The sequence below is a fragment of the Mesorhizobium temperatum genome (genome assembly GCF_002284575.1).
In the GTDB taxonomy this organism is placed as follows: Bacteria; Pseudomonadota; Alphaproteobacteria; order Rhizobiales; family Rhizobiaceae; genus Mesorhizobium; species Mesorhizobium temperatum.
In genome coordinates this window covers 22,672-48,420 of sequence record NZ_NPKJ01000072.1, presented here as the reverse complement: position 1 = coordinate 48,420, position 25,749 = coordinate 22,672, and the positions used below count along the sequence as shown (strand labels likewise).

Annotated in this window: 21 protein-coding genes, 3 pseudogenes and 1 riboswitch; of the genes and pseudogenes, 14 read left to right on the top strand and 10 right to left on the bottom strand. The window is 57.7% G+C overall.

Annotated features, from left to right (window positions below):
* Positions 1-33: 33 nt before the first annotated feature.
* Positions 34-282, bottom strand: coding sequence for a hypothetical protein (locus CIT26_RS30495; RefSeq protein ID WP_095496007.1), 249 nt, complete (start codon positions 280-282; stop codon positions 34-36).
* Between the two features lie 1,630 nt (positions 283-1,912).
* Positions 1,913-2,098 carry a hypothetical protein gene (locus CIT26_RS36875; RefSeq protein WP_167391588.1) on the bottom strand — a complete coding sequence of 62 codons (186 nt, stop codon included), beginning with the start codon at positions 2,096-2,098 and terminating at the stop codon, positions 1,913-1,915.
* A gap of 106 nt (positions 2,099-2,204) precedes the next feature.
* Here CIT26_RS36875 and CIT26_RS30480 point away from each other — a divergent pair, with 106 nt between their 5' ends.
* From CIT26_RS30480 to CIT26_RS30460, 5 genes and pseudogenes are all read left to right on the top strand, one after another.
* Entirely contained in the window at positions 2,205-3,542 is a 1,338-nt protein-coding gene (locus CIT26_RS30480; RefSeq protein WP_095496005.1) for a serine hydroxymethyltransferase, read from the top strand.
* 55 nt (positions 3,543-3,597) lie between these two features.
* Positions 3,598-4,773, top strand: coding sequence for a methionine adenosyltransferase (metK, locus tag CIT26_RS30475; RefSeq protein ID WP_095496004.1), 1,176 nt, complete (start codon positions 3,598-3,600; stop codon positions 4,771-4,773).
* A 105-nt stretch (positions 4,774-4,878) separates the two neighbouring features.
* A pseudogene (locus tag CIT26_RS30470) lies at positions 4,879-5,865 on the top strand (adenosine kinase); the annotation flags it as partial.
* 426 nt (positions 5,866-6,291) lie between these two features.
* A riboswitch (cobalamin riboswitch) is annotated at positions 6,292-6,491 on the top strand.
* A 94-nt stretch (positions 6,492-6,585) separates the two neighbouring features.
* Positions 6,586-8,955: a 5-methyltetrahydropteroyltriglutamate--homocysteine S-methyltransferase gene (metE, locus tag CIT26_RS30465; protein WP_095496002.1), complete on the top strand. Its 2,370-nt coding sequence runs from the start codon at positions 6,586-6,588 to the stop codon at positions 8,953-8,955.
* A gap of 497 nt (positions 8,956-9,452) precedes the next feature.
* On the top strand, positions 9,453-10,397 hold the full coding sequence (locus tag CIT26_RS30460; RefSeq protein ID WP_095496001.1) for an IS1595 family transposase: 945 nt from the start codon (positions 9,453-9,455) through the stop codon (positions 10,395-10,397).
* Between the two features lie 240 nt (positions 10,398-10,637).
* Here the strand turns inward: CIT26_RS30460 and CIT26_RS30455 are convergent, their stop codons facing one another.
* Positions 10,638-11,483, bottom strand: coding sequence for a DUF3800 domain-containing protein (locus CIT26_RS30455; RefSeq protein ID WP_095496000.1), 846 nt, complete (start codon positions 11,481-11,483; stop codon positions 10,638-10,640).
* Positions 11,484-11,506: 23 nt separating this feature from the next.
* Here CIT26_RS30455 and CIT26_RS36870 point away from each other — a divergent pair, with 23 nt between their 5' ends.
* Positions 11,507-11,668, top strand: coding sequence for a hypothetical protein (locus CIT26_RS36870; protein WP_167391587.1), 162 nt, complete (start codon positions 11,507-11,509; stop codon positions 11,666-11,668).
* A gap of 384 nt (positions 11,669-12,052) precedes the next feature.
* Here the strand turns inward: CIT26_RS36870 and CIT26_RS30450 are convergent, their stop codons facing one another.
* The 4 genes and pseudogenes from CIT26_RS30450 to CIT26_RS38040 all read right to left on the bottom strand — a co-directional run bounded on the left by CIT26_RS30450 (position 12,053) and on the right by CIT26_RS38040 (position 13,878).
* A complete protein-coding gene (locus tag CIT26_RS30450; RefSeq protein ID WP_095495999.1) occupies positions 12,053-12,709 on the bottom strand; it encodes a hypothetical protein in 657 nt (218 codons plus the stop codon).
* A 126-nt stretch (positions 12,710-12,835) separates the two neighbouring features.
* A pseudogene (locus tag CIT26_RS30445) lies at positions 12,836-12,928 on the bottom strand (AAA family ATPase); the annotation flags it as partial.
* A gap of 127 nt (positions 12,929-13,055) precedes the next feature.
* The gene (locus CIT26_RS30440) at positions 13,056-13,472 is read right to left on the bottom strand and encodes a hypothetical protein (protein ID WP_095495998.1); all 417 of its coding nucleotides are present in this window, start codon (positions 13,470-13,472) and stop codon (positions 13,056-13,058) included.
* A complete protein-coding gene (locus CIT26_RS38040; RefSeq protein ID WP_245319622.1) occupies positions 13,450-13,878 on the bottom strand; it encodes a nucleotidyltransferase domain-containing protein in 429 nt (142 codons plus the stop codon). The genes CIT26_RS30440 and CIT26_RS38040 overlap by 23 nt, the downstream gene beginning before the upstream one ends.
* 1,470 nt (positions 13,879-15,348) lie before the next feature.
* On the opposite strand from CIT26_RS38040, the pseudogene CIT26_RS30425 reads away from it, so the two are divergent.
* A pseudogene (locus CIT26_RS30425) lies at positions 15,349-15,660 on the top strand (YbaK/EbsC family protein); the annotation flags it as partial.
* Here CIT26_RS30425 and CIT26_RS30420 read toward each other — a convergent pair.
* Complete coding sequence (locus CIT26_RS30420; RefSeq protein ID WP_095495997.1) at positions 15,657-16,013, bottom strand: hypothetical protein; 357 nt, start codon at positions 16,011-16,013, stop codon at positions 15,657-15,659. The pseudogene CIT26_RS30425 and the gene CIT26_RS30420 overlap by 4 nt on opposite strands.
* Before the next feature lie 80 nt (positions 16,014-16,093).
* On the opposite strand from CIT26_RS30420, the gene CIT26_RS30415 reads away from it, so the two are divergent.
* Positions 16,094-16,306, top strand: a complete 213-nt coding sequence (locus CIT26_RS30415) for an MbcA/ParS/Xre antitoxin family protein (RefSeq protein WP_095495996.1) — start codon at positions 16,094-16,096, stop codon at positions 16,304-16,306.
* A gap of 158 nt (positions 16,307-16,464) precedes the next feature.
* On the opposite strand, the gene CIT26_RS30410 is transcribed toward CIT26_RS30415, so the two are convergent.
* A complete protein-coding gene (locus CIT26_RS30410; RefSeq protein ID WP_206072833.1) occupies positions 16,465-17,520 on the bottom strand; it encodes a cytochrome-c peroxidase in 1,056 nt (351 codons plus the stop codon).
* Positions 17,521-18,088: 568 nt separating this feature from the next.
* Between CIT26_RS30410 and CIT26_RS30405 the strand changes: the two genes are divergently transcribed.
* A complete protein-coding gene (locus CIT26_RS30405) occupies positions 18,089-18,553 on the top strand; it encodes a Ros/MucR family transcriptional regulator (RefSeq protein ID WP_095495994.1) in 465 nt (154 codons plus the stop codon).
* Between the two features lie 250 nt (positions 18,554-18,803).
* Here the strand turns inward: CIT26_RS30405 and CIT26_RS30400 are convergent, their stop codons facing one another.
* The gene (locus CIT26_RS30400; protein ID WP_095495993.1) at positions 18,804-19,016 is read right to left on the bottom strand and encodes a cold-shock protein; all 213 of its coding nucleotides are present in this window, start codon (positions 19,014-19,016) and stop codon (positions 18,804-18,806) included.
* Positions 19,017-19,224: 208 nt separating this feature from the next.
* Here CIT26_RS30400 and CIT26_RS30395 point away from each other — a divergent pair, with 208 nt between their 5' ends.
* From CIT26_RS30395 to CIT26_RS30375, 5 genes are all read left to right on the top strand, one after another.
* Positions 19,225-19,473: a hypothetical protein gene (locus tag CIT26_RS30395; protein ID WP_095495992.1), complete on the top strand. Its 249-nt coding sequence runs from the start codon at positions 19,225-19,227 to the stop codon at positions 19,471-19,473.
* Between the two features lie 596 nt (positions 19,474-20,069).
* Positions 20,070-21,545 (top strand): acetyl-CoA carboxylase biotin carboxylase subunit, encoded by a 1,476-nt coding sequence (locus CIT26_RS30390; protein WP_095495991.1) that lies wholly within the window; start codon positions 20,070-20,072, stop codon positions 21,543-21,545.
* 1 nt (position 21,546) lies between these two features.
* Positions 21,547-22,050 (top strand): acyl-CoA carboxylase biotin carboxyl carrier protein subunit, encoded by a 504-nt coding sequence (locus CIT26_RS36865; RefSeq protein WP_167391586.1) that lies wholly within the window; start codon positions 21,547-21,549, stop codon positions 22,048-22,050.
* A 1-nt stretch (position 22,051) separates the two neighbouring features.
* On the top strand, positions 22,052-23,659 hold the full coding sequence (locus CIT26_RS30380; RefSeq protein WP_095495989.1) for an acyl-CoA carboxylase subunit beta: 1,608 nt from the start codon (positions 22,052-22,054) through the stop codon (positions 23,657-23,659).
* Between the two features lie 329 nt (positions 23,660-23,988).
* On the top strand, positions 23,989-25,524 hold the full coding sequence (locus CIT26_RS30375; RefSeq protein WP_095495988.1) for a class I adenylate-forming enzyme family protein: 1,536 nt from the start codon (positions 23,989-23,991) through the stop codon (positions 25,522-25,524).
* Positions 25,525-25,749: the final 225 nt, after the last annotated feature.

The following is a 25,749-nucleotide window of genomic DNA, read 5'->3' as shown; positions in this document are numbered from 1 at the left end:
GAGGGCCGTCGGAACGGTCACTCTAGCGTGCGGCTATTCGGCCGCCAACGCGATGGCCGGCCGCCGCGCGGGAGGCGGCGCCAGTATCCGCGGAATGAGCGGATCCGGCTTCCTGTGGCGCCGTCCCGTCAGCCGTTCCTCGCCCGCCCGACGCGGCGCCAGCACTGGCCGCCCCGCCTTCCGACGCGTGTAATGGCGCCGCTCACCGAACTCTGGCACGCCGTCGAAATTCCATTGGAAGCCGCCATACGCGCCTGGATCCTCCTCCTTGGGGCGATCCACCCACCAGACCCGGCGCGGTTGAGCACAAGCGTCAGCGGCTCGCCTGATCTGCGAGCTGGCCTCCCCTCCTGGTTCCTCCTCTCGCCTGATGCCGGCCCAAAGCGCGTCGCGCCTGAACGGATTTAGCCGACGCGCCTCAAGCTATTGTTTTAATGCACGTCGTTGTCCCGCTGCGCACTTTTGGGGGACATGCATCAGCCAGTAAAAAACCGGCGTCACTTGCTTCTGCCGCGGGCCATTTATCTTTTGGGATCGTCGCACCTGATTTTTTCCAAGAAAAAATGCAGGGTGGTTCGATCCGGCACTGACCCGCGGGTGGAGGGCTTGGGGTTTACGAGCCGGTGCCGGACCGAACCGTCTCAGGCAACGCCGGCTATCTCGTCGGACATTGGGGCAATGGCGCGGCTCAATGGTGGCGATAATGTGTCATAGAATCACCAATTCCGACACGCACTTCGCAAACGTGACTAGACGTTTCGGAAATAGCGCGGTGCCGGCTTGCTTGGCAGACCTTTGCGATTCAGACGCGAAACCGCGAACAATAGCCGACGCAAGATTTAATCGACGGGTCGAGGCATGACCAATCACAGCGGCAGGAGGATGGGGAAGCATCCGCAATGTTGATCCGGCTGATCGAGGCGCGACGCCCGCGCTGCGACCAGCCGGTGCGCTTCGACCGGCGCGAACTCGATCAGATCCTCAGGCTTCACGGACGCATAGTGGCAATGAATGACGCGACTATGCCATCGACGATCTTGCCGGTCGCGCTCGCCGATGCCCGAGCAGCGCGGGTGAAACGCCAAATTTGGCTGTTCCAAGGCCACCAAACGCCATGGCAGGACAAGCAGCGAGCCCCAGATCCCTCCCTGTCGCGTCGACTCTGTCGAGACCTTCTAGAACAGCCCCGCGCGAAAGTGGCAATGATGAACGAGCGGTTCCGCACACTGTCGTGCCAGTCGCGACCCAGGCCTGACAGAAGCGCTGCGCTCTCTGGGCGGCCGCCGCGACCAGATGGCCGGTCAAAAGGTCTACCAACACTCCTGAATGCTGAGACGGCGATCGCAATGATGGCGGTGATGGGTGCGACCTGGATAATTTGTCCGGTATATTAAGCGCCTGTTCGATTTGGCCGCCTGTCTTACCCCTGCTCGCTGCCTGATCAGCACCTCGCCAATGCGCGCGCAGGCGTTGCAACAGATCCTTCAAAGAAATTCATAGACTCTTAGCAACTCCAAACCGCTGGGAATGGTACTCTTATGGCAACATCTGAAGTCAATGGGTCAAAACCGTAGTGCCGTGTACTCTCCGGCCACCGAACAGAATGCAGCTAGCTTTTAAAGGAGATGTCATGAAGAGCGTTCATCTTGGTTGAAGATAATAAACTAGTTAAGACTTGCTATAATTCGCAAAAGACTAGCATCTTGACCTCGTTCTAACAAGTTAAGTTTTCGAAATCTGCAGCATTCGGAGAACGCCAAATGACAAAGTCGGTAGAACGAACGCCCAATTTTTCTATGTGGCTTGATGCTGACCAATGATGACACTGGTCAGTCGCCTACGGACGGCAGCGCATCTTGATCGCCTTCGAATCCTGGGCCTTTGCGCGCATGCGGACCTAACTGTCTGCCAGCTAGCAGAGATTCTGGGTCTGCGTCGCGAGCACGTTGTGCGACACGTCCGGCTGCTCGTCAGAGCCGACTTTCTTTGCTGCAACGAACAACGTCCGTGGTGCTCGTACCATCTCAAAACAGAAGGCAAGGACGGCGGGCTGGTTCAATTGTTGGTCGATCTCCTGCCCCACGGCGATGGCTATCATAAACGAGACCTACAACGCCTCGAAGCGACGATACAAGACGCGCGGTCGAAGGGGACCGCCTGCTTGACCGTGAAATAGACCAATCCAATTGGAGCGCGAAACTACCATGGACAACTCCGCCGCCGGCGCCATCGCGCAGCCCGACACCTCCGGGCGGTCTCACTTGGCCGCGGTCGATTACCGCGTTCACGAACTGCTTCTAAGACAGGAGCGGCAGGAGCGGACGACGCTCAAACTGATCGCTTCTGAGAACTTTGCCTCCTCGGCGGTACTGGAAGCGACCGGCTCGATTTTCACCAACAAGTACGCCGAGGGATACCCTGGTGCGCGCTATTACGCGGGAAACGAGATCGTCGATGAGCTTGAGAACCTCGCCATCGAGCGCTTGAAGGCGCTATTCGGCTGTGAACACGCTAACGTCCAGCCTTATTCCGGCTCACCAGCCAACCAGGCCATCTATCGAGCACTGTTGAGTCCGGGAGACAAAGTGATGGGCTTGCCTCTCCCCGGTGGCGGTCATCTGACTCATGGTTGGGCCGTCAACTTCTCCGGCACTGATTATAAACGCGTCCCCTATGGGCTCCACGAAAAGACGCAGCAAATCGACTATGACCGCTTGCGCGAGACGGCCAAGCGGGAACGGCCGAAACTCATTTGGGTCGGCGGAAGTGCTTATCCGCGTGTCTTTGACTACGCGGCAATGGCCGAAATCGCTTCGGAGGCGAACTCCTATCTCGTGGCCGACATCGCGCACATCAGTGGCCTGATCGTCGCAGGAGCGCATCCAAATCCCGTAGCTCATTGCGACGTCGTCAGCAGCACGTCTCACAAGTCGATACGCGGTCCCCGCGGGGGCTTCATTTTGTCAAGGAATGAAGACCGCTATCAGGCGCTGTATCATTCGAAGAGCAAATACAATCTCGCCAGACGGATAGATCGCGCGGTCTTTCCTCAACTGCAAGGCGGGCCCCATATGAATGTTATCGCCGCGCTAGCTGTCGCTTTGCAGGAAGCCGCGAACCCGCCCTTCCGTAGCTACGGTCAACAGATCGTCAAGAATGCCAAGGCTCTGGCCCAAGCGCTTCTGGACCGAGGTTATGACCTGGTCACCGGGGGGACTGACAATCACATGCTGATCCTTGATCTCCGCGATCGACCATTGTCAGGCAAAGCCTATGCCGAGCGATTGGCAAAGGCGGGTATCATTACGAACTTCAATATGGTGCCGGGCGACCCGCGGCATCCGGCGCTCACAAGCGGCATCCGCTTAGGGACACCAGCGGTGACGTCCATGGGCATGCGCGAGGGAGAAATGGTGCAGATTGCCGCTTTCATCGACTTGGTCTGCCGCCAGCCCAATGATCCGGATGCCCATGCCTGCGTGCTGAGAGACGTTGCCGACTTCTGCGCTGCATTCGAGGTCCCTGGCATCACCGACAGGTAAGGCGGGCAAATCAAATGTCCCCACCTAACTCCAACAGCTGAAGCGAGGACATTCCATGACTAGGCAATTCGTGTTCTCTTCCGAATCCGTCGGCGCGGGACACCCAGATAAGATGGCCGACAACATCTCGGATGCGATCCTGGATGCGATCCTCCGCATCGACCCTATGGCGCGCGTCGCCTGTGAAGCATTGGTCAAGACAGGAATGGTCGTTCTGGCTGGGGAGATCACCAGCGATGCGCAGATCGATTACAGCCAGATTGCCCGCGATACGATCGTCGATATTGGATACGACGACGATGCCATCGGCTTTGATGGTCGGCGTTGCGCCGTCGTTCTGGCCCTCACCGAGCAGTCGCCCGACATAAGCCAGGGCGTTGACGAGGGACGAGGGCAGGATCTCGAGCAGGGGGCGGGGGATCAGGGCCTCATGTTTGGATTCGCATGCAGCGAGACCGATACATTGATGCCTTTACCAATCCAACTCGCTCACCATTTGACGAAAAGACAGGCAGAGGTCCGCAAAGCGGGACAGCTTAGCTGGCTGCGCCCGGACGTGAAGTCTCAAGTGTCCGTACGCTATGAAGGTCTCCGCCCGGTGGCGCTGGATACCGTAGTCCTGTCGACGCAACATGCGGAGGAGGTCTCACAAGAAACGGTCCGGGAAGGCGTCATTGAGGAGATCATAAAGCCGGTCTTGCCGTCCCACTTGGACACGACGGGGACCAGGTTCCTGGTCAATCCGACGGGGCGGTTCGTCGTCGGTGGGCCGCGCGGCGACTGCGGCCTCACCGGACGCAAGATCATCGTCGATTCCTACGGTGGGATGGGGCGTCACGGCGGCGGCGCCTTTTCGGGCAAGGACCCGTCCAAGGTTGACCGCTCGGCCGCCTATGCGGCGCGGTACGTGGCAAAGAATGTCGTTGCTAGCGGCCTTGCGGAGATCTGCGAGGTTCAGCTTGCCTACGCGATCGGCGTGGCCGCGCCGGTGTCTATCCTCGTCAACACCTTCGGAACCGCAAGGATCGAGGAAAAAAGAATCGAGCGCGTGGTTCTTGAGCTTTTCGATCTCCGACCGAAAGGCATCATCAAGATGCTTGATCTCTTGCGCCCGATATACCGCAAGACCGCGACATACGGACACTTCGGCCGTGAAGAGCCTGAGTTCACCTGGGAAAGAACGGACAGAGCTGACGCCTTGCTGCGAGAGGCAGGACCCGCAGCTGCGTGACGGCCGATGTTGGATCCGGCGGCATGCGAGACCCCGATTCCAACTCGCTAACGAGCGCCCGGCCGGCGTGGCAGAAAGCCGGCGGACTGTTGAGCGGAGACATTGATGCCGGATTATGACGTGCTTTGCATCGGTAATGCCATCGTCGACATTATCGCCCAGTGCGACGAGGCATTTCTGGAGACGAACGGCATCATCAAGGGCGCGATGAACCTGATCGACACGAGGCGCGCCGAGCTGCTCTACAGCCGCATGGGCCCGGCCATCGAAGCCTCCGGCGGCAGCGCCGGCAACACGGCGGCGGGTGTCGCCAGCTTCGGCGGACGCGCCGCCTTCTTCGGCAAAGTCTCGAACGATGCGCTCGGCGAAATCTACGCCCATGACATCCATGCGCAGGGCGTCGCCTTTGACACCAAGCCGCTCAATGGCGAGCCACCGACGGCGCGCTCGATGATCTTCGTTACCCCAGACGGCGAGCGCTCGATGAACACCTATCTCGGCGCCTGCATCGAGCTCGGGCCGGAAGATGTCGAGGCCGACAAGGCGTCCGGTGCGGCGGTCACCTATTTCGAAGGGTATCTGTGGGACCCGCCGCGCGCCAAGGAAGCGATCCGGCAGACGGCCAAGCTCGCCCATGCCGCCGGGCGCGAAGTGTCGATGACATTGTCGGATTCGTTCTGCGTCGACCGCTACCGCGACGAGTTTCTGGACCTAATGCGCTCGGGCACCGTCGACATCGTCTTTGCCAACAGCCACGAGATCAAGGCGCTCTACCAGACCGCCTCGTTCGACGAGGCGCTGGCCCAGATCCGCAAGGACTGCAAGATAGCCGCGGTCACCCGCTCGGAAATGGGCTCGGTCATCGTGCGCGGCGACGAGACCGTCACCGTCGACGCGACCAAAATCCGGGAGCTGGTCGACACCACCGGCGCCGGCGACCTCTATGCCGCCGGTTTCCTCTACGGCTACACGCAAGGGCGCAGCCTGAAGGATTGCGGCGATCTCGGCTCGCTGGCGGCCGGGCTGGTCATCCAGCAGATCGGCCCGCGTCCACGCCAGAATTTGCGCCACGAGGCTGAGCAGGCGGGGCTGCGTCAGGCGGATATTTCAAGGACCAGCTGCCCACCTCCCCCTTGTGCAGGCTGTTCAGGGGAGCGCGGGTAAAATCGAAATGTCGCATGCTCATCCCCGTGAGACGGGGGTTTTCCCTCTGCGTCTCTAGTTGCCGAAACTCAGAAACCGGTTGACGCCACCTACCGGTAGCAGTTCCAGGCGATCTTAATCATCACGACGCCGACGCTTGCCGCAAGTCATTCAACAACTGGGCTCATGTTATGGCGCTGATTAACCGGTCGCTCAGCAGTCATCCACCGCCTGCGCGGACCGGAGAGCGGCTGGAATGCGAACAGCTGACGACAACGATGCCAAGCGACTTTGGACACGCCGACTAGTCAAAGGCAGTTCACATAACGATATAAACATTTCTTTATGCTGTATTGACAAAGGCGCGGACTGCTGTGATTGTCTGCATGTCGTGGTTCTCCGTTCGGCGCTGCCGCAGCGGAGCTAAGAGGGAAGCCGGTGCGATGCCGGCGCTGCCCCCGCAACTGTTAGCGGCGAGCCAACCCCACTAATGTCACTGAGGTGAACGGCCTCGGGAAGACGGGCAGAGGCTATGACCCGCGAGCCAGGAGACCTGCCACGGCGAACAACGTCCACGGGCGGGGCGTCTCGGTGGCCGCGGCAGCCCGGCGTTCATGCCGGCCTACTAGCGCCTTCCTTGTCCCCACGCCCCAACCATCGGGGTATGGCATGACTATCTCTCAGCAAATTCCTGTAGCAACGCTCGGTATGCCGCGTATCGGTCGCAGGCGAGAACTGAAATTCGCGCTTGAAAGCTACTGGTCCGGAAAATCTTCCGCTGCCGACCTTCTCGCGACGGCGAAGGCACTCCGTGCCGCTACTTGGAGGGAGCAGCACGATCGCGGCGTATCGAAAATCCCGTCGAACGACTTCTCACTCTACGACCATGTGCTCGACACCGCAGCCATGGTCGGCGCCGTGCCATCCCGTTACGCCTGGAAGGGCGGCGAGGTCCCACTCGACATCTACTTCGCGATGGCGCGCGGCAAGCAAGGTGAGACTGCGGGTTGTGGACATGCCGGTCACGAGCATGCGGTTCAGGGGCACCACTTAACCGCGATGGAGATGACCAAATGGTTCGACACAAACTATCACTACATGGTGCCGGAGCTGACAGACGATCAGACCTTCGCCCTCTTGTCTACGAAACCGATCGATTACTTCCTCGAGGCTAAAGCCCTCGGCATTCACACACGCCCAGTCATCCTTGGACCGGTCACCTTCCTTAAGCTGGCGAAGTCACCTGCCGAAGGTTTCAATCCCATGGCGCTCCTACCGCGGCTGCTGCCCGTCTACGAGCAACTCCTGCGGAGGCTGAAGCTCTCGGGAGTCGACTGGGTGCAGATTGATGAGCCAGCGCTTGTGCTCGATCTGAATCCGAACGAACGAGCTGCGTTCGAATTCGCCTACGGCCAGCTGTCGAAAGCCGCGCCCGAGTTGAAGATCATGCTGGCTACCTATTTCGGGCCGCTGGGAGACAATCACGAGACCGCGATTTCTCTGCCCTTGGCGGGCCTGCATCTCGATCTCGTGCGCGCTCCCGAGCAGTTGGAGACGGTTGGTCGGCTCGCACCGAAGGATCTGGTGCTCTCGCTTGGCTTGATCGACGGCCGCAACGTTTGGCGCGCGAACCTGCCTGCCATTCTCGACCGCATCAAGCCGATCGTCGCCGGCTGGCCCATGGACCGCGTCGAGATCGCGCCTTCCTGCTCGATGCTTCATATGCCGATCGACCTGCGGATGGAGACCGCGCTCGATGTGGACGTCAGTTCGTGGCTGGCATTCGCGGCCCAGAAGACCGAAGAGCTGGTCGTGCTGGCCCAAGCCTTGTCCGAAGGCAGGGAGGCCGCCGCAGGCGCATTGAAAGCTTCGGCCGAGGCGGCCGCCGCGCGCGCAACGTCCACAAAGGTCCATGATCCGCTCGTCGAGGGGCGGATCGCCAGCATCGACGACGCCATGAAGCAACGAAAGAGCGCATTTGCCCAACGTTCAAGAGTCCAGGCTGCCGCGCTCGGCCTGCCGCCGTTCCCTACGACGACCATCGGGTCCTTCCCGCAGACGCCGGAGGTGCGCAAGGCGCGCTCCGCTCATGTGAAGGGCGAGCTGAGCTATGTCGACTACGAGACCTTCCTGAAGAAGGAGACCGAGGCTGCTATTCGCTGGCAGGAAGAGATCGGGCTGGACGTGCTGGTGCACGGTGAGTTCGAACGAAACGACATGGTGCAGCATTTCGGCGAGCAGCTGTCCGGCCTCGCCTTCACCCAGCATGGCTGGGTGCAGAGCTATGGCTCCCGCTACGTGCGCCCTCCCATCATCTTCGGCGACGTATCGCGGCCCAATCCGATGACGGTGCGCTGGTGGCAATTTGCCCAGTCGCTGACGGAAAAGCCGGTGAAGGGAATGCTCACAGGCCCAGTGACCATTCTAAACTGGTCTTTTGTTCGCGACGACGTACCCCGTTCCGACGCCTGCCGCCAGATCGCGCTTGCCATCCGCGATGAAGTGACGGACCTCGAAAGAGCCGGCGCAAGGATGATCCAGATCGACGAGGCCGCGTTTCGCGAAGGCCTGCCACTGCGCAAGTCCGACTGGAAAGTCTACCTCGATTGGGCTGTCGAATGCTTCCGGCTCGCTTCAACGGGTGTAGGGGACGCGACCCAAATCCATACTCACATGTGCTATTCGGAGTTCAATGAGATCATCGACGCGATCGCTGAAATGGATGCGGATGTAATTTCGATTGAAACGTCGCGCTCGAAAATGGAACTGCTAGACGCCTTCACGAGCTCCAAATATCCGAACGAAATCGGTCCCGGAGTCTACGACATTCACTCACCACGTGTCCCGGAAGTCGGCGAGATTTCGGACCTCGTCATGCTTGCCCGCGAGCGACTGTCCGACGGCCAACTGTGGGTAAATCCGGACTGTGGCCTCAAAACACGGAAATGGGAGGAGGTCCGCCCTGCCCTCGTGAACATGGTCGCTGCAGCCTGCGCGCTGCGGGAGAAAGTGCAGGCCGGAGGCTTTCCTGATTCCTAACCCTGTGGTGATTTACCGGCTACCGCATGCCGGCCGTGAATATGCCAACCCGATTACTTTATTGAAATAAGTCATTCGAGGAAAATCTACAATTTTCCTCGGCAGGTATCGCGTTGCTGGTCAGGGGTAGCAATCAATTCGATCAAGTTCTCAGGCAGAGGTTCTAGGCTCGACGTCGATGGCGAGAGCTGCAATCTTCTGAAGGCTATCGGTGCGCGCATAGTCCGGTAACATTTCCAGCTAAGCCGCCTCGAAAGACACAACGGTGCGCCGCAACACGTTTTCCGGCGCTCCAAAGGCGAGCCTGACGCGTCAGCCACTCTGGCTCAGCGCCATAATAGATGTCGTGTCTGACATTCGAAGTCGGCTCGCTCTGACGGGTCGTCGGAAACGACAAGATTCCGGGCGCCTCGGCGCCCGGGAATACAAACGTAAGGCGATTATATATTTGACAGACCCAAACGATTATGCGATAACGATTCCAAGGAGTTATCGCTATGTCCGTCCTGTCCCGCCCCTACTTCCACGACGAAGCCGCCGCATTTGAGCATGTCGAAGGCATGCTTTGGCCGCAGGGTCCGGTGTGCCGTCATTGCGGCTCGATGGAAAAGCATTACGCCTTGAAGGGCGGTCGCACGAAGGCCTCCAAGAAGAACCCTAACGGCGTCGAAATCCACGGCCTCTACAAGTGCAGCGATTGCCGCAAGAAGTTCACTGTCCGTATGGGCACGATCTTCGAGGAAAGCCACCTTCCGCTGCACAAGTGGTTGCAGGCTATCCACCTCATGTGCTCCTCAAAGAAGGGTATCAGCGCCCACCAGATGCATCGGGTCTTGGAAGTGACCTACAAGACTGCGTGGTTTCTCTGCCATCGCATTCGCGAGGCCATGCGCTCCGGCGATTTCTCACCCATGGGCGGCAATGGCAAGACCGTCGAAGTCGATGAGACGTACATTGGCCGTCTGGCTGGCACCCCGGTTAAGCCGGGCGGCGGCGCGCACAAGAACACCGTTGTCACGCTGGTTGAGCGCGGTGGCCGCGCCCGCTCCTTCCATATCGATACCGCTCGCATCGGTACTGTCATGCCTATCGTGCGCGCCAACATCGCCAAGGAAAGCGCGTTGATGACGGATGAAGCCGGCGTGTACCGTCGCGTGGGCCAGGAATTTGCCTCTCACGATTTCGTCACGCATTCCAAGGACGAATACGTTCGCGGCACCGTCCACACCAACACGGTCGAAGGCTACTATTCGATCTTCAAGCGCGGCATGAAGGGCGTTTACCAGCATTGCGCCGAACACCATCTGCATCGCTATCTGGCCGAATTCGACTTCCGCTATTCGAACCGTTCGGCCATGGGCGTTGAAGACGCTCTGATCGCCTTGAATGGTGCCAAGGGTAAGCGCCTGACCTATCATGGGCCTCGTTACAGCCAAGCATGATCACTATAGGAAGCCGGTGCAACTAACGTTTCCGCTATGGAAATACGAAGCGCGTTGGCGAAACAAACGACGAAAGTTTCGGTAACGGAACGAAAACCTGTGGGCGGGGCGCCCATATAAGGACTTTTTTTACTACGTCAAGCCTAATGGTCTTGAATCGGTCCTAAAACGCTATATCTTGATTCGTGAGCCCTGCTTCGGTCGAAGCTTCTAGTTCCACTAGGAGTATTTATGTAGGCCTTAGCGGGGCTTTACCGCTTCCTCATCGATCTCGTATTCCTTGGGCACAAATCGCCAATGGCGATATGGTTGCTCCCATCGGTCAATGTAGCCGTTGGGTGTGCCGGTGTTGATTCCGATATTGAAATTCGGATAGATCCCGCGAATTAGCCGGTTAATTTCTTTGTAGACGGCTTCCTTGGCCAACGTGCGCTTGCCGCGTCGTTTCGCGCCATCAGGCTTCGCCAAGTGCAGATCGTTCAACCTAAAATACATAGAGCCCAGGATTATGTCCAAGCCCTGTAAAATGTCATGCTCATGGGAATTTACGTGCGCTATCTGATCCTTCGGGAAAAATACGCCGCAGCCAGAGAAAGCGTTGGTCTGTGATATGCTGCATATGTAATTACGAAATCTCTCTATCTTATCTTTGTTGTCTGGCATATCGTCTAAAAGAGTTGTGATAAAAACTCTATCAATTCCATTAGGATTGCAGTGACGCAATCCAAATGCGTGCTTTAGCATCTGATAGTAGAGAAGATAGTATTCGTTTTCGCGGTGCTCATCGGTCAGATTCTTGGGCTTGTGATAGTTCTGAGTGAACATAATGCGAATTTTGACACGTCCACTCGCCACGAAATCGAAAAACTGTCGAATAAATTCTATGTATTTCTCTTGATACGCCTTGGTAACCTTCGTCCATTTCATTTCACCAAATATATTGAGCTCTTCCTTTTTCTCCCGAAGAACCTTTTCGATCGCCTGACGATCAGCGGATTGGATTAGAGCGCTTCCATAAAAATTGGAAAAGTGCGGGCCTTTCTTTGAGGATTCATCGCAGTATATGGTGTAGTGCCTTTTAGGCATGTTCGACCCGAGGTGGTGTTGAAATGAACAAACAACCTAACGAACAACTCGACAAGTTCAAGCAGGCTGCCCGTGAACTCGAAGCGGACGACTCCGAAGAGAATTTTGACCAAGTGTTAAAGAAGGTGGCGAAGTCATCGCCGCCGAAGGATGACAAGGCCAAAAAGGAAAGCAGCGGCGCTTAGGCTGTGGGAAGTCCTCACAAATCAGACCGGAACGGGGACGAAACGGTTTGCAAATAGCAGCGAATTCAGTCAAGATTCGCTTGTAAAAAAATGACCCCGCATATAGCGGGGCCAAGGTCTGAAAAGGCTGCACTGCTTAGCGGATTGGAAGTCCGCGACAGTGTTCTCGGACGAACTCAATTCGTCCAAACCGTACACGCACGTACCAGGTGACGTGCACGGACTTGGGCCATGAACATGCTTGCATGTTCGTGTTCTCCGCCGGGATCATCCCCGGTTGACCGGAAACGCGGGATTGCGCCCGCGCTCAAAGGGCGCGTTCCGTGGCCGGTCAGGAGTTAGGCCAAGTGCAAATTATAGTGATTCGTTTCGGCGCGGCGACTCCTACAAGCCGCTACACCCGGTTTTCACAGTGGAGCGGGACAGGGCCGGTGAAATTAATCGGCCATATCCGTAAAAACTAATTGGTAGAGATGCGGGGGAACGCGTTCTTGAAAGTTTCTCATAGCCGATTCCCGCTGCGTCAAAGGCCGCTAGGACAACTATCTCGTCTTTAGGCGGGTCTTTGCCGGAGAAGACGACGAGGCCACAAGCAGGCGGGTTATCTGACCCCATTGTTTCCCACGAGTCCACGTCCCACCCCATACGCTTAAAGAACCGTCTCAGTTGGACGTGGACTTTCGCGCTTTCGACGCTGCCGCCGTCCCTCGTGATCAGTATCTTGCCTTTGTAGCCATCAATCGAAGCGGCCATCCGCCCAAGCTGTTCTTCGGAGAAAAGGCGAGGGTCGGACATTGTGTCCAGCCGCCGTTCAAGCTCCGCAATCTTATGGTGAGCTTCGTCTGGTGATGCTCCGTCGAGCTTGCGCTCATATTCGGCAATGCGGTCATCCCTGAGGGCGAGGCGGCTTGTCAGGGTGGAAACCACACCATTCTGCCAAAACCGACCGGCCAAGATACCAATCAAGGTGAAGGCGACAAACGCCCAAGGCGCAGCGGTTACCACCGCCCAATTGTCCTGAATTGGCTTGATAAAATCCATGCGCTTTTCATATCAGCGCACCCCGGATTCGCCAATGGGTCTGTCAAATATACAATCACCAAACGTAAACGGGAACAAATTGGCAACGGAGCGCGTGCAGCTCGTCCATCTCCCATCAGCGATCCACGGGCACCGACTTGTGACGATGGTTGAGCGTCGTTCGTAGCGGTCCTCAATGATCTCCAGGAGATCGCGGCGTTGGTCGTCATTGAGTTTTTCCGCAATTAGGTAGCAACTACCACCAGGACTACGCGCGCCTGACCATCTCGGGGCTCTTCAAGGACTTCGACTTTCGAAACTTAGTGCTGCGCACGTTCCGCGAGGCGCTGGCTTCCGATGCTCAGGATCACTCGGCGATTGTTCGTTCGGCCCAGTCCGCATATTCTTCCAGCCGTTCTAATGCTCTATCGGCATCTCGTCTGGTCTTGGCTCGAGACCCGTATTGAACTTCGTCCTTCAGTTCGAGAAGCGATGCAAGGTTTCTTGCCTGGGCTTCGGGCAGTCGGTTTCCTAAAGTCGCCCGAAGCAGCTTCACCACCGCCTGGTGATCGTCCTTGTTGGTCTCGCCGATGTACTTGGCGGTGATGACGTCGGTGAATGCGATGGCGCAATTGATGATCGTCGACCTGGACGGATTGCCTATGTCGCCAGGATCCGCCACGGCGTTGCTGTTTCTCGCATCCTTCAAGAAGCCTCTGGCGATGACGAGCCTTCCCCTGACGAACGTTTCGTCGCGTTTTTTACTCGGCCCTTTTCTGACCATCCCCGTTCCCTCTCAACAGTTCTTGTGCCACGTCTTCCGGATGCTTCCCTAAAAGAACAACCGCATCTGCGACGCAACTTTTCCACCATGGATCGTCATCACGAGCCATTCTCTCGACATCGTCGAAATCTAGTCCGACAACATTCGGCAGGAAGAAAAGACGCTCGCCCGCCTCCCGGAGATGTTCGCGAACCGCCTCGACGATCTCCGCCAGATCGTCCGGTCTTGCGATCAGACCGATGTCGACGTCGCTGCCGGCGTGATCTTCTCGACGGGCGACGCTTCCGTACAGCCACATGCCGGCAATACGATCGTTCAGCTTTTTGCCACCGGCCTTTATCTCTTCGAAGATGTTATGAAGCCTTTCGCTTTCCGCCCTGAAGAGCTGGCCGATCGGATCGGCCAAGGGATGCTCCCAGTTGATTCGGAACAAGCGCGACCTGTCCGTGCCTTCCTCGACTACCAGACCATACTGCCGCAAGCTTTTCAGCGCATTCCAGGTGCTGTTCCTGACCAGTCCGGTTCTCTCGGTAAGATGCGTGGCTGAAATATATCCTCCATGCAGGCAGAGCTCCCTCAGGAGACGTATATTCGACTCCGCCCCCAAGGCCGAGTTCAGCGGGTGTCGGATCGAACTATCTGGGCTCGGACGCGCCATTGGAGATCACCGTAGATAAGAAACTTCACCATCATATATCAGGCCATACATTCAAATAAAAGGACAAAACATCAGTTATCTGAACGATCGCCAGGTGATCATTGCCACATGATGCATCCGCCGCCGCCTCTCATCTGCTGCGCGCTTCGCCCTGCGGACAGCAGACAGCGAAGCCTCCACGGCCGCGAAAATCTCGCGACGGCGGCTCGATTCCGGGACCGGACCGCCATTTTGGGGAGGTGATCCGTGCAGGTACCTGGCGTGGATCACGCCATCCATCTCCTGACCGCATCGTTGCCATCGTCCTCCTTAGCCCGGCCGAGCCTCCCGACCGCCGGATCGATGATGACGATCCCCTTTTGGAGAATAGTCTTTTTTGAAAAGTGTGACGGTCTGCGCCGTCTTACAGTGTTTCAGCCTTTGCCGTGGCTCCTGCGCTTCCTGCCGCGCACACGGCGAAGCGCTGTTATTCTACCGTGCAACACCCACCGAAAATACGACAGGTCGACCATAATAATCAGGTCTGGGCTAAAGATTTTTCGGGCAAACCCCGAAAAAAAGAAACGACAGCTCTTGGTCTTCACGCCGCTTGGACTTAGTTAGAGAGGTGACAGTCCGGCCGTTCCGAGTGGCTTAGTTCCCGCTCTTTGACCCGGCATCGTCGCCGAGATATCCAGGCGTGTTGTAGAGCGCGACATTTCGTCGGATCGTGGTCGAGTAGCTCAGCCATTCGGTTTTCGCCCTCATAGATCCGCGCGGGCGGATTTCCTGCAACCGGCTCTTCCCGTGGGTAACCCGCGTCATATGTTCCCCCGCCGACCAGCTGACCGCGCGGCAAGGATTGAGAGCGGTGAAGCTTCAGTTAACGCCTACATTTCTCCGGTATTTCGGCGATGCATTCCTCGAGACACTTCAGGCGGGACTTCGCATTGCGAAGTTCATGTCCGGCTTCGAAACGTCGATGGCGCCCCATGGGTGTGCTCACCATGAGGTCGCGCTCCAGTTCGGCTATGCGCGCACGCACCTGCCGAGCCTCGTCCTGAAGCAACGCTTTGATCCATCCACGCCCGCGCATCGGTCTTCCTGCCAACACCCCAAAAGCCATGTAGGGCTATGCCAGCGAGACCCTAATTTCCGGCAAGCCGAAACGCTCTAAATTTAACATCCGCTAATCTAAGTCTAGTCGCATCGGCATCGCGTCGGCGTTGGCGGCTTGACGCGCGCATCGACAACCGCAAATCGCGTGAGGCGTTCGGCGCCAAGCCACGCATGCTGAACGCCGAGCAGGTGGTGGAAATCACCGGTCACCCGGTTGGCGGCGTTTGCCCCTTCGGCCTCGCCTCGCCGGTCTATTGCGATGTGTCGCTGCGCGCCTACGATCAAGTGGTGCCGGCGGCCGGCCGAACCAATGCAGCGGTAAGCATCGGGGTCGAATGGTGCGACACTGCCAAGATGCCGGAGCTGCGGCGGATGCAAAAATCGACTGACCGCGATGAGCGGCAGCGCCAAAGCGCAGTGACAGGCCGTTAAGTGCCGGGCAGCGTGCCATTCGCCGACATCTCGAAGACATCGAGCAGGATGGCCAGCCCGACGCCGCACGCGGTCAGGATGAGGCCGGCCATGAAGATGCGGTTGGCGTGTTCGTAGATGGGTCGGCGCAGCGAACTAATATCGAGCAATATGGACAGCGCCCGCATCTGCAACGCGATGCCGACCAGGATTGGCGCGACGGCGAACAGATCGTAGAACCGCCATGGCATGGGGTTCGCCGCCCAATGCGTGACGAAGCCGAGCGAAAAGGCTAGCAAGATCCCCACGACGGTGATCGTGCCGTTGCGGAAAATCGTCTCGATCAGCTCTTCCTTCGGATCGTGCTCGTCCAAGCGTCCCCTCCCCTCCCTCAGCCGTAGGCCTTTGCACGGTCGAGACTAAGCTCTCTGGAAATCCCTGAGCATCGCCGCGAATTAGTCAAGAGACCTTCGGAGATTCTGGCAAAGCGAACCGGTGGCTGCACAGGGAATTAGCGGAACTGGGCGATCAAACGCCGTTGACTCTGGCCCAGATTGAGACCGGCGGTCGGGGCCTTGTGCCCTATCGCCCCATAGGGGAGCTCCTAATCGTAGTAACTTCGCCAATCCTCCAACTTTTCGAACCTCTTTGGCCTGACTCGCGCTAAATATCTAGCATGATGCCATCGCAACGAGCCGGCGGCGAAAGCATTGTCTGCACTTTGGGATCATGAAGGCATTGCCTTCTCACGGAGGTCGCGATCGTCTCGTCCCAGTGATGGTCGCAATCATTGTTGATTGCGACTTTCCGAAGCCAGCCGGCCATTTATTTCCCTAAGATCTGCGATTCAGGTCGAGGCGTTGTCGCCTTTTCGGCGGGTAAGATGGGCAAGACGACCTCCGGTACCTTTCCGGTCAGTGAGTTTAGGAAGGCAATGAGCAGGTCGACTTCTTCTCTCGTCAATTCTTCGCCGAGCTGGGTGGTTCCCATGATGGCGACGGCCTGTTTCAGATCCCAAACCTTGCCCGAATGAAAGTATGGCGCGGTGAGTGCTACGTTGCGCAGCGGCGCCGCGCGGAAAACATAGGAATCGTCAGCTGCATTGGTGACGGCAAAGCGGCCCTTATCTTTTTCCGGTAGGACGTCGGCGCTGGGCTTTTCCATAAGGCCGAATTGGTAAAAGTCCTGCCCACCAACGTTGATACCGGCATGGCAGGACGAGCAGCCTTTGTTCATGAAAAGCGCCAGGCCCTGTTTCTGTTCGGAAGTCATGGCGGCGTCATCGCCATTGAGGAAGGCATCGAAGGGGGCGGGCGTGACCAATGTCGCCTCAAAGGCTTCAACTGCCTTGGCCAAGTTGTCGAAGGTGACGCGATCGGCCTCACCCGTGAAAGCTGCATTGAACCAATCGACATATTGCGGCATCGACTTGAGCATGGCGATGACTTGACCCGGTGTGTTGGCCATTTCGACACCGGCTTGGACCGGTCCCTTGGCCTGAGCCTTCAGGTCTTCGGCGCGACCATCCCAGAACTGCGCGATGTTGAAGACAGCGTTCAGTACCGTCGGCGCGTTGCGGGGTCCCTTCTGCCAACCATGGCCGATCGAGGTTTCAAGATTGTCGTCGCCCCCGGTGGCCAAGTTGTGGCACGAGTTGCACGAGATGACGCCTGACGCAGAGATGCGCGGATCGAAGAAAAGTGCCTTGCCGAGGGTGATCTTCTCCGGTGTGATCGGGTTGTTGGCGACTGCCGGCGTGGTGGAGGGCAAAGCCTTGAAAGTGGCCAGTGCCGTTTCTCTGAGGTCTGCGGGAATCGGTTCCGCAGCAAAAGCGGTGGCTACCGGCAAGGCGACGGCCATCGTAGTGAACAGCATTTTCATAAATGATCTCCGAGCGTTGTGCACGGACGTCATTGTGGGATATGCGGTTCGTGAACGCCCTGCGCTAGATCAACGGTGGGAGAGGACCGGGCCTGACGGCCAGACTTCGATCGGGCTGCGATCGAGTGGCGGAAGCCGCCACCAGGCTGTGTCCATCGCTCCGACCGTGGATCCCACGTGGCCGGGCGCCATCGCAATTTGCTCGCGCTGACGGTTGGTTCTCTGGGGCGTGGCGACTCCCCACGACAATGCCAAGGCGGAAAGCATCATGGAGACCATGAATGTCTAAGCCGTGTATCCGATGACATACGAAGCCTTCAGCGGCGCGAAACACCTTCAGCTTTTTCATTTTGCAAAATTCAAACGTAGGGGATCGAGAATCAAAGCAAACTCCGACCCAGTTACGGGACAGCCAACACCGAGCGGATCAAATGTGCACGACAGCGGGATGCTGCGCTATAGACCTCGATGGTGGACGAGCACCGCGAGACACTTGTTGCTTTCAGCGACAACCGCCACTATGAAGCGACCCTTCGCCGACTATGTTTCAAGCTGCCCGGAGAGTTTCATGACAGAAGAAGCCGACAAAAACATCGACACACTCATCGAGCTCACCGCCGATGTTGTCTCAGCCTATGTCTCGAACAATCCGATTCCGGTAGGGGATCTCCCTGCTCTGATTGGCCAAGTGCATGCGGCTCTGAAAGGCACGGCCGGAAGCGTCTCCGCAGAAGACCCGGTGGTCCTTAAGCCTGCAGTCCCGATCAAGAAGTCGGTGACACCGGACTACATCATCTCCCTTGAGGACGGGAAGAAATTCAAATCGCTAAAGCGCCATCTGTCGACTCACTATGGGCTGACGCCGGACAAATATCGCGCCAAATGGGGCCTGCCGGCGGATTATCCCATGGTCGCGCCGAACTACGCCGCAGCGCGCTCGGCATTGGCCAAGACGATGGGGCTCGGCCGCAAACCGAAGGAGCCGGAAACGCCGGCGCCGGCGAAGCGGACCCGCAAGAAGGTAGCGGCTTAATTTCGGCAACCGAGATTCGTTTTAGAGTGCGCTGCTGCCATTGGCATGATCTGCGCGGAATATGAAAGGGCGGGCGAGCAATCCCGCCTTGTCTTTACAGACAGCCTGGTTTCAGGAATTCGCGACGGCTTGCCGCAATCTGCTGCCCCGATTCTCCGGTCAAGCCATGTTCTCGTCCACTTTTATGAGCGGGTCAGCCAATCCGGGACGCGGCGCGTGCTTCCGGCTCTTGCGTGACGCAGCCGAAAAATCAGCCAGCTTTGCTGAGGCTGCCGGCGGATGACTTGCCAGTGCGGCGGTCCTGTTCGATTTCATAGTTGATCTTCTGGCCTTCATTGAGGGTCGAAAGGCCCGCGCGTTCGACAGCGGAAATGTGGACGAAAACATCCTGACCGCCATTGTCGGGCTGGATAAATCCAAATCCCTTGCTGCTGTTAAACCACTTCACTGTTCCGGTCGCCATTTGCGTATTCCTTTGTAACAATTGCAACGTGGGGCAGGCCATTAGGCCAGTCCGATTCATAGCCGAGACTTTAGGCAAAGCAACAACGAAAAACTGCAGGGCCCGGCTCGATCTGCTGATGGTGGCTCGCGCCACTGAGTCAACGGCCGGGTGGTTCACGTCGCCACCTTAGTGCATAACCCTGGCGAGGGCTTGAAGGAGTTCGGAATTGGATTGTTTCGAAAGGATCGAGGCGTTAATCGATGCGGCCAGCGCGGATGCGATCGATAGGGCGCGCGTTTTGCTGGATCAGTTCGACGACAAGTCACAAACAATCGTCCAAGCGATCGACGACTTCCTGCTTGATTTGATGACCCTGGTGTTTGTTATTGAAAGCACCCAAGAGATGTTCCACAATCCGGCGCGGCGGTTGGCACACATGAAATTGACCAGGGTCAGGCTGTTGTTGGCATCATAGCCTTGAGCTCAGAGCCGGTCCCGGTTAGCATCGATCTGTTCGTCGGCTAACCAGCGCGCAAAAACTGCCTGCATGCGCGTGCAAAATTCCGTCGCCTCCTCAGCCAGCGGCGGCTGCAGCTCCTCACCTTTCCAGCATTGCCACCCCGATCGGAAAAGGAAACGTTCAAATAGCGCACTCGGCGTGGCGCCTACGCAAAAGGCCCTCTTTGTCGCCCACTTAACCACCTAGCACCGAAGAACCCGATCGGCGGAAATTGTTACGGTTTCTGCCTGTCCCGACGACTGAACGGAGAAGAAAAATTTCTGATCCAAACTGCCCAAACTGCAAAGCGTGCTTTTGGCACTTTCGCAGATGGCGAAGCAGTTAGATGTTCTGCCTTCAATCGGGGTTGCGCCGGATCCTAGCTGCGCCAGGCTAGAATGAACGAAGTCCATTTCCGTTGCCGAAAATGGCTATGCAACCAACGTGCGATTTCGGCTCTCGAATGGCAGTATCTATCTTGGATGATTGGCCCAACAGCTTGAGGTAGGCAGCCACCTAAACTGCAAATAATGACAATACTACCCTAGCTCTGTTCCTGGAAAAATAGGATAATGCGAAAATTACCCTTTGATACAGTTCTGATCGCCAATAGAGGCGAGATCGCCATACGAATCATCAAGACGCTGCGCGAGCTGGAGCTGCGCTCTGCAATTGTCTACCACGATCTCGATGCGGGGACGCCAGCCGTCTCAATGGCCGACGTGGCGATTCCCATAAGCGGTCGCACACCGGTCGCGGCCTATCTCGATAGCGCTCAAATCATCGCTGCCGCCCACGAGGTGAACGCCGGGGCGATTCACCCGGGCTATGGATTTCTGTCGGAGAATGCGGAGTTTGCTCGCAAGGTGTTGGAGGCCGGCATCGTGTTCATTGGGCCTACTCCTGAGAATATCGAATTGATGGGCGACAAGATCCGGGCCCGCAAGTTCGTTCAGCGGAATGGATTTCCCGTCGCGCCTTCGGCGATCGAAGAGGATGATCCAGCAACGTTCATTTCCCGCGCACGGTCCATTGGCGCGCCTTTGCTGGTGAAACCATCCGCCGGCGGCGGCGGCAAGGGCATGCGGATCGTGCGCGACCTCGATGCATTGGAACACGCCATTGTGCAAGCACGCAGTGAGGCGCAGCGGTACTTCGGAGATGCTCGGCTTTATGTCGAACGATACGTCGAAAAGCCGAGGCATATCGAAGTGCAGGTGCTTGGCGACTCCTTCGGAAATGTCATTCATCTGTTCGAGCGGGAATGCTCGGTGCAGCGCAGGTTCCAGAAGGTCATCGAGGAGGCGCCCTCGCCAGCGCTCTCCCCGCAGTTGCGCAAGAAAATCTGTGAAACTGCCGTCGACATCGCTCGAGCCGCCAACTATCGAAATGCCGGGACTGTGGAATTCATCTTCGACGGGAGCGGGTTTTATTTCCTCGAGATGAATACGCGCCTGCAAGTGGAGCACCCCGTCACCGAAATGATCACTGGCATCGATCTTGTTGCCGAACAGGTCTATGTCACGGGGAGCCACGAACTTAGACTTTCACAATCCGATATCGTCTTGGCAGGACACGCAATCGAGGCCCGGGTATATGCTGAAGCTCCCGCACGCGGCTTTGCTCCTACGACCGGCAAGGTATTGGTGCTCGACTATCCGGGCAGTCCAGGCGTACGGATCGACAGTGGCATCTTGCAAGGTCAGCAGATTACGACAGCCTTCGATTCCATGTTGGCAAAGGTCATCGTGCATTCGCCCACGCGCACTGAAGCTGCGCTCAAAGCCGAACGCGCGATGCAGGAGCTGGTGCTCCTCGGCTGCGAAACAAACACGAGTTTCCTCGCGCGCGTCCTCGCGGACGAGCAGTTTCTAAGCGGGCAAGTCCATACTGGATATCTCGACGAAAATCCGCACCTTGCCGCTGGCGAATTTGCGTCCGACTTGACGGCGTTCCTGGCAGCCGCCGCCCTCCTAACGCGACCAGTCCGCGATTCGGCAGATGCCGTGCCTGAGCTTCACGCGTCCCTGGGCAGTTGGAGAAACTGACGTGAACCACTTCTTGGAGCTGGAAGGCGTAGATTATCAGTTATGGCTTTCACGCTGTAAGCAGGGCTATCGTCTTCACTTGGGCGACGAGGTGACCGCCCCGATCGATTTCTGCCATCAAGGCGATGGATGCGGCATCCTTACCGTTGCCGGCGCAAAAGAGCCGGTCAGGTTCGCCATCGATGGTGACACCATTCACCTGCATATTCGGGGCAGGACGAGCGTTTTGCGCTACCGCGACCCATTGTCAACGCTTGCTCTGGCGGAAAAGCATGCAGGTCATCTGGTCGCACGCGCGCCGATGCCGGGCGTCGTCGTTGCAACAAGTGTTTTGCCTGGTGAAGTGATTGCCGCAGGCACGGCGCTGATGGTGGTCGAGAGCATGAAGCTGGAAACCGTCATACGCTCCTCACAGAACGGCGTGGTCGAGCGAGTGCACTTCAAAGAAGGCGAGAGCTTCGAGCAAGATGCTGTGCTGGTTACGCTCTCAGCGGAAGGGCATTGAGATGCAGCGGATCACTTCTCTGGTCGATGTCAAATCGCAAGAATTTCGTCTCAATGAGCTCCACAACAGACGGCTTGCAGCTGAATTAAAGGAGCGCCAGCGTGCCGTGCGCTTCAACCGTCCAGAGCGGGACCATGAGCGCCTACGGCGACAGAACAAGCTTTTTGTTCGTGAACGGGTCGAGGCATTGCTCGATCCAGAAACTCCATTCCTCGAACTTTCGACACTGGCTGCGAACAGGGCTTATGACGGCGAGGTGCCTAGCGCAGCGCAGGTCGTCGGCATCGGTATCGTAGCGGGTCGCGAGGTGATTGTTCACGCGGATGACGCGAGCGTGAAGGGTGGAGCATGGTATCCGCTGTCAGTCAAGAAGATCGTACGGTCTTTGGAAATAGCAATCGAAAATCGTCTGCCCGTTGTTCATCTGTGCGACTGTGGTGGAGGATTCCTGCCTTTGCAGGCGGAGTTTTTCGCCGATCGCCACCACGCGGGCAGAATCTTCCACAACCAATCCATTCTCTCGAAGATGGGCGTGCCGCAGGTCGCCGTCGTGATGGGCCATTGCATTGCGGGAGGGGCCTACGTCCCTGCGCTAAGCGAATACAACATTATCGTGCAGGGAAGCGGAGCGATATTTCTCGGGGGCCCATCGGTCGTGAAAGTTGCGACCGGCCAGCACGTATCTGTCGAAGAGCTCGGCGGCGCTGACATGCATACCAGCGTATCGGGAACGGCTGACTATCTCGCGAACTCAGAGATGCACGCGATCGCCATCGCCCGCGACATCGTCGCCCGTTTCAACCGTACCGAGAAAGCCCCGATCGATCGAGTCACTCCGGAACCGCCTGCATATCATGCGTCTGAATTGTACGGCATAATTCCAAAGGATCCTCGAGCGCACTTTGAAATGCGGGAGATTATTGCCCGCTTGGTCGATGGCAGCCGGTTCCACGAATACCAGCCACGCTACGGCCGATCTCTGGTGTGCGGCTTCGCGCGCCTTCATGGATATCAAATCGGTGTTCTTGCGAACAATGGCGTGCTGTTCGGCGACAGTGCGCTGAAGGGCGCTCACTTCATCCAATTGTGCGACATGAATCGGACGCCTCTGTTATTCCTGCAAAATATCACCGGCTTCATGGTCGGCCGCGACTATGAGCAGGGTGGCATCACGAAGAATGGCGCAAAGCTCATCATGGCCGTGTCGGGGGCGTCGGTGCCTAAATTCACGGTCGTTTGTAACCATTCTCACGGAGCAGGAGCATTCGCCATGGCCGGGCGAGCCTTCGACCCGCGTTTTCTGTTCACCTGGCCGCAGGCTCAGATTTCAGCCATAGGTACCGATCAAGCGACGCGAGTCCTGACGGATATCAAGGCAAAGCAACTGGCCGTCGACGGTAGGCACCTGTCCGAGGAGGAGTTGGAGGCTATTCGAGAGTCGATTTCGGAAGAATACTGGGAGCGCTCGAGCGCATACTACGCAACCTCTGAGATCTGGGACGACGGGATTCTTGATCCCGCCGATACCAGAAACGCGCTCGCAATGGCCGTGAGTGCTTCGCTCAATGCTCCCATCGAAACGCCGCGTTACGGCGTCTTTAGAATGTAGTGTTTCCGATCTGTCAAAAATGCACATTTGGCCTATCGCGGCCGGTCGCGGACACCGCACTGGCGGGTCTCGACCAGGCGAATCGCCCGCTCGCTGGTCGAGCAGGGGTCCTTTGCGGGAGGGCGATATGTGATGGCACGTAACCGCTGATCAGTCTTGGCTGGATAGGGCGATGGTATTCCTCGCGATGCCTCAACCTTGCCACCATGCGCAATAGAAATCGCAACGGGATCGCGTGTTAGAGGTAGCACAAGGTAATCAAGACCCGGAGTGGCATCGTCCGCGTCGGGAGAGGCTCTGTAAGGGCCCGGACAGAAGGATGGCTGACGATGGATCTCTGCACGCTGATAGACCGCAATGCGGCGTTTGCTCCCGACAAGCTCGCAATCCGGTTCGAGGGCGAGACCTTGAGCTACGCCGCCTTAGGCCAACGCATTGAGCAAACCGCTCGCGCCCTGAACACCGGGCTCGGAGTCAATAAAGGCGACCGCGTGGCTATCCTCAGCCTAAACCGACCTGATTACCTGGTTCTCCTCTATGCCTGTGCGCGTATTGGCGCGATTTTGGTGCCTTTGAACTGGCGGCTCTCCGTGGCTGAGCAGCTCTTCATCTTGTCCAACGCCGATGCAAAGGTAGTAGTGGTTGAGCAGGCCTTTGCGGCACTTCTGCCGCCTCTGGCACACAGGCTGCCCGACATCTTCGTCGTCGGTTTCGACTTCGCTCCCCCTCGCGGGAGTACATGGGGCAACCTGTTGGACCAAGGCATTGGCGATGGCCGCAACCCACATGCCGACTTGAGCTGTCCGCTTATGATAATCTACACTTCTGGCACTACCGGACGGCCGAAAGGCGCGGTCCTCCGCCAAGAAGCATTGCTCTGGAATGGGGTGATGAGTCAGCACATGCATGCCCTGACTTCGGAGGATCATGTGCTCTCGGTATTGCCGTTCTTTCACGTGGGCGGGCTCAACATTCAGACCACTCCGGCATTGCATCATGGTGCGACGGTCACGATCCATTCTCGGTTTGCGCCAAACGCGACACTTGCTGCCTTCGAGCGCGATCGGCCAACGCTTACGGCATTGGTACCGACGACCATTCAAGCGTTGGCAGACCACGCCGAATGGTCGACAACCGATCTATCGTCCTTAAAGGCTGTTTCGACCGGCTCGACAATTGTAGCTCAACATTTGATCGAGCGCGTTACCGCGCGAGGGGTACCGGTACTGCAGGTCTACGGCTCCACGGAAACTTGTCCCCTCGCCATCTATACGAGGCTCGGCGGTGATCTTTCGCGCGAGGGGTCGACTGGCCTACCGGGACTATGTTGCGAAGCCATGATTATCGACGACGCTGGCAAGGAGTTGCAGCCAGGCGTACCAGGTGAAATCGCGGTGCGGGGCCCCAACGTCTTCTATGAATATTGGCGCGATCAACAAGCGACCCGAAAGGCGCTGCGTGACGGCTGGTATCGCAGTGGCGACCTCGGTCACCGCGATGCCGACGGTTATTTTTGGGTCCGTGATCGCAAAAAGAACCTGATCATTTCCGGCGGAGAAAACATCTATCCGGCGGAAGTCGAGCGTGTGCTTAACGAGCACCCCGATGTCGCAGAATGCGCTGTCGTCGGCCGGCCGGATCCGCGCTGGGACGAAGTGCCGGTCGCCTACGTGATCAGGCGGGCGGGGGCTCGGATCGAAGCAGAAGCACTGGCTGCCCATGTGCAGTCCCAGGTCGCCCGTTTCAAAGTCCCGCGCGAGTTTATTTTCACCAAAGAATTGCCGCGAACGGCGTTGGGCAAAATCCAGCACTCTATTCTGAAAGAGCTCGATGCGCGACCAAGCCAGCAAAGAGGCAACAATTGAAGATCGGGGCGTTGCGCGATGACTGCATTCTTTTACGGCCACAGGTGAACTTGCGATTCAAGGTGAATGCGGCTGTGGCGGTGCTATACGAACCCGCTCTCGGCGAAAGGTTCGGAAGCTATCGCTTGTGATTCTGTCGCGAATTTAGATTTTTGACGCGAAGCGTAATATTTAGCGCGCTGCTCATGCCGTCCACCAATCGCCGTCCGGCCGTCGATCGCCTTT

Bases quoted from the DNA above. Each gene is read 5' to 3' on its own strand.
- CIT26_RS30440 (WP_095495998.1), bottom strand. From the start codon at position 13,472: ATGGTCAGAAAAGGGCCGAGTAAAAAACGCGACGAAACGTTCGTCAGG.
- CIT26_RS30410 (WP_206072833.1), bottom strand. From the start codon at position 17,520: ATGAAAATGCTGTTCACTACGATGGCCGTCGCCTTGCCGGTAGCCACC.
- metE (WP_095496002.1), top strand. From the start codon at position 6,586: ATGACTATCTCTCAGCAAATTCCTGTAGCAACGCTCGGTATGCCGCGT.
- CIT26_RS36875 (WP_167391588.1), bottom strand. From the start codon at position 2,098: ATGATAGCCATCGCCGTGGGGCAGGAGATCGACCAACAATTGAACCAG.
- CIT26_RS30405 (WP_095495994.1), top strand. From the start codon at position 18,089: ATGACAGAAGAAGCCGACAAAAACATCGACACACTCATCGAGCTCACC.
- CIT26_RS30460 (WP_095496001.1), top strand. From the start codon at position 9,453: ATGTCCGTCCTGTCCCGCCCCTACTTCCACGACGAAGCCGCCGCATTT.
- CIT26_RS30455 (WP_095496000.1), bottom strand. From the start codon at position 11,483: ATGCCTAAAAGGCACTACACCATATACTGCGATGAATCCTCAAAGAAA.
- metK (WP_095496004.1), top strand. From the start codon at position 3,598: ATGACTAGGCAATTCGTGTTCTCTTCCGAATCCGTCGGCGCGGGACAC.
- CIT26_RS30380 (WP_095495989.1), top strand. From the start codon at position 22,052: ATGCAGCGGATCACTTCTCTGGTCGATGTCAAATCGCAAGAATTTCGT.
- CIT26_RS30400 (WP_095495993.1), bottom strand. From the start codon at position 19,016: ATGGCGACCGGAACAGTGAAGTGGTTTAACAGCAGCAAGGGATTTGGA.
- CIT26_RS30390 (WP_095495991.1), top strand. From the start codon at position 20,070: ATGCGAAAATTACCCTTTGATACAGTTCTGATCGCCAATAGAGGCGAG.
- CIT26_RS36870 (WP_167391587.1), top strand. From the start codon at position 11,507: ATGAACAAACAACCTAACGAACAACTCGACAAGTTCAAGCAGGCTGCC.
- CIT26_RS30450 (WP_095495999.1), bottom strand. From the start codon at position 12,709: ATGGATTTTATCAAGCCAATTCAGGACAATTGGGCGGTGGTAACCGCT.
- CIT26_RS30480 (WP_095496005.1), top strand. From the start codon at position 2,205: ATGGACAACTCCGCCGCCGGCGCCATCGCGCAGCCCGACACCTCCGGG.
- CIT26_RS30375 (WP_095495988.1), top strand. From the start codon at position 23,989: ATGGATCTCTGCACGCTGATAGACCGCAATGCGGCGTTTGCTCCCGAC.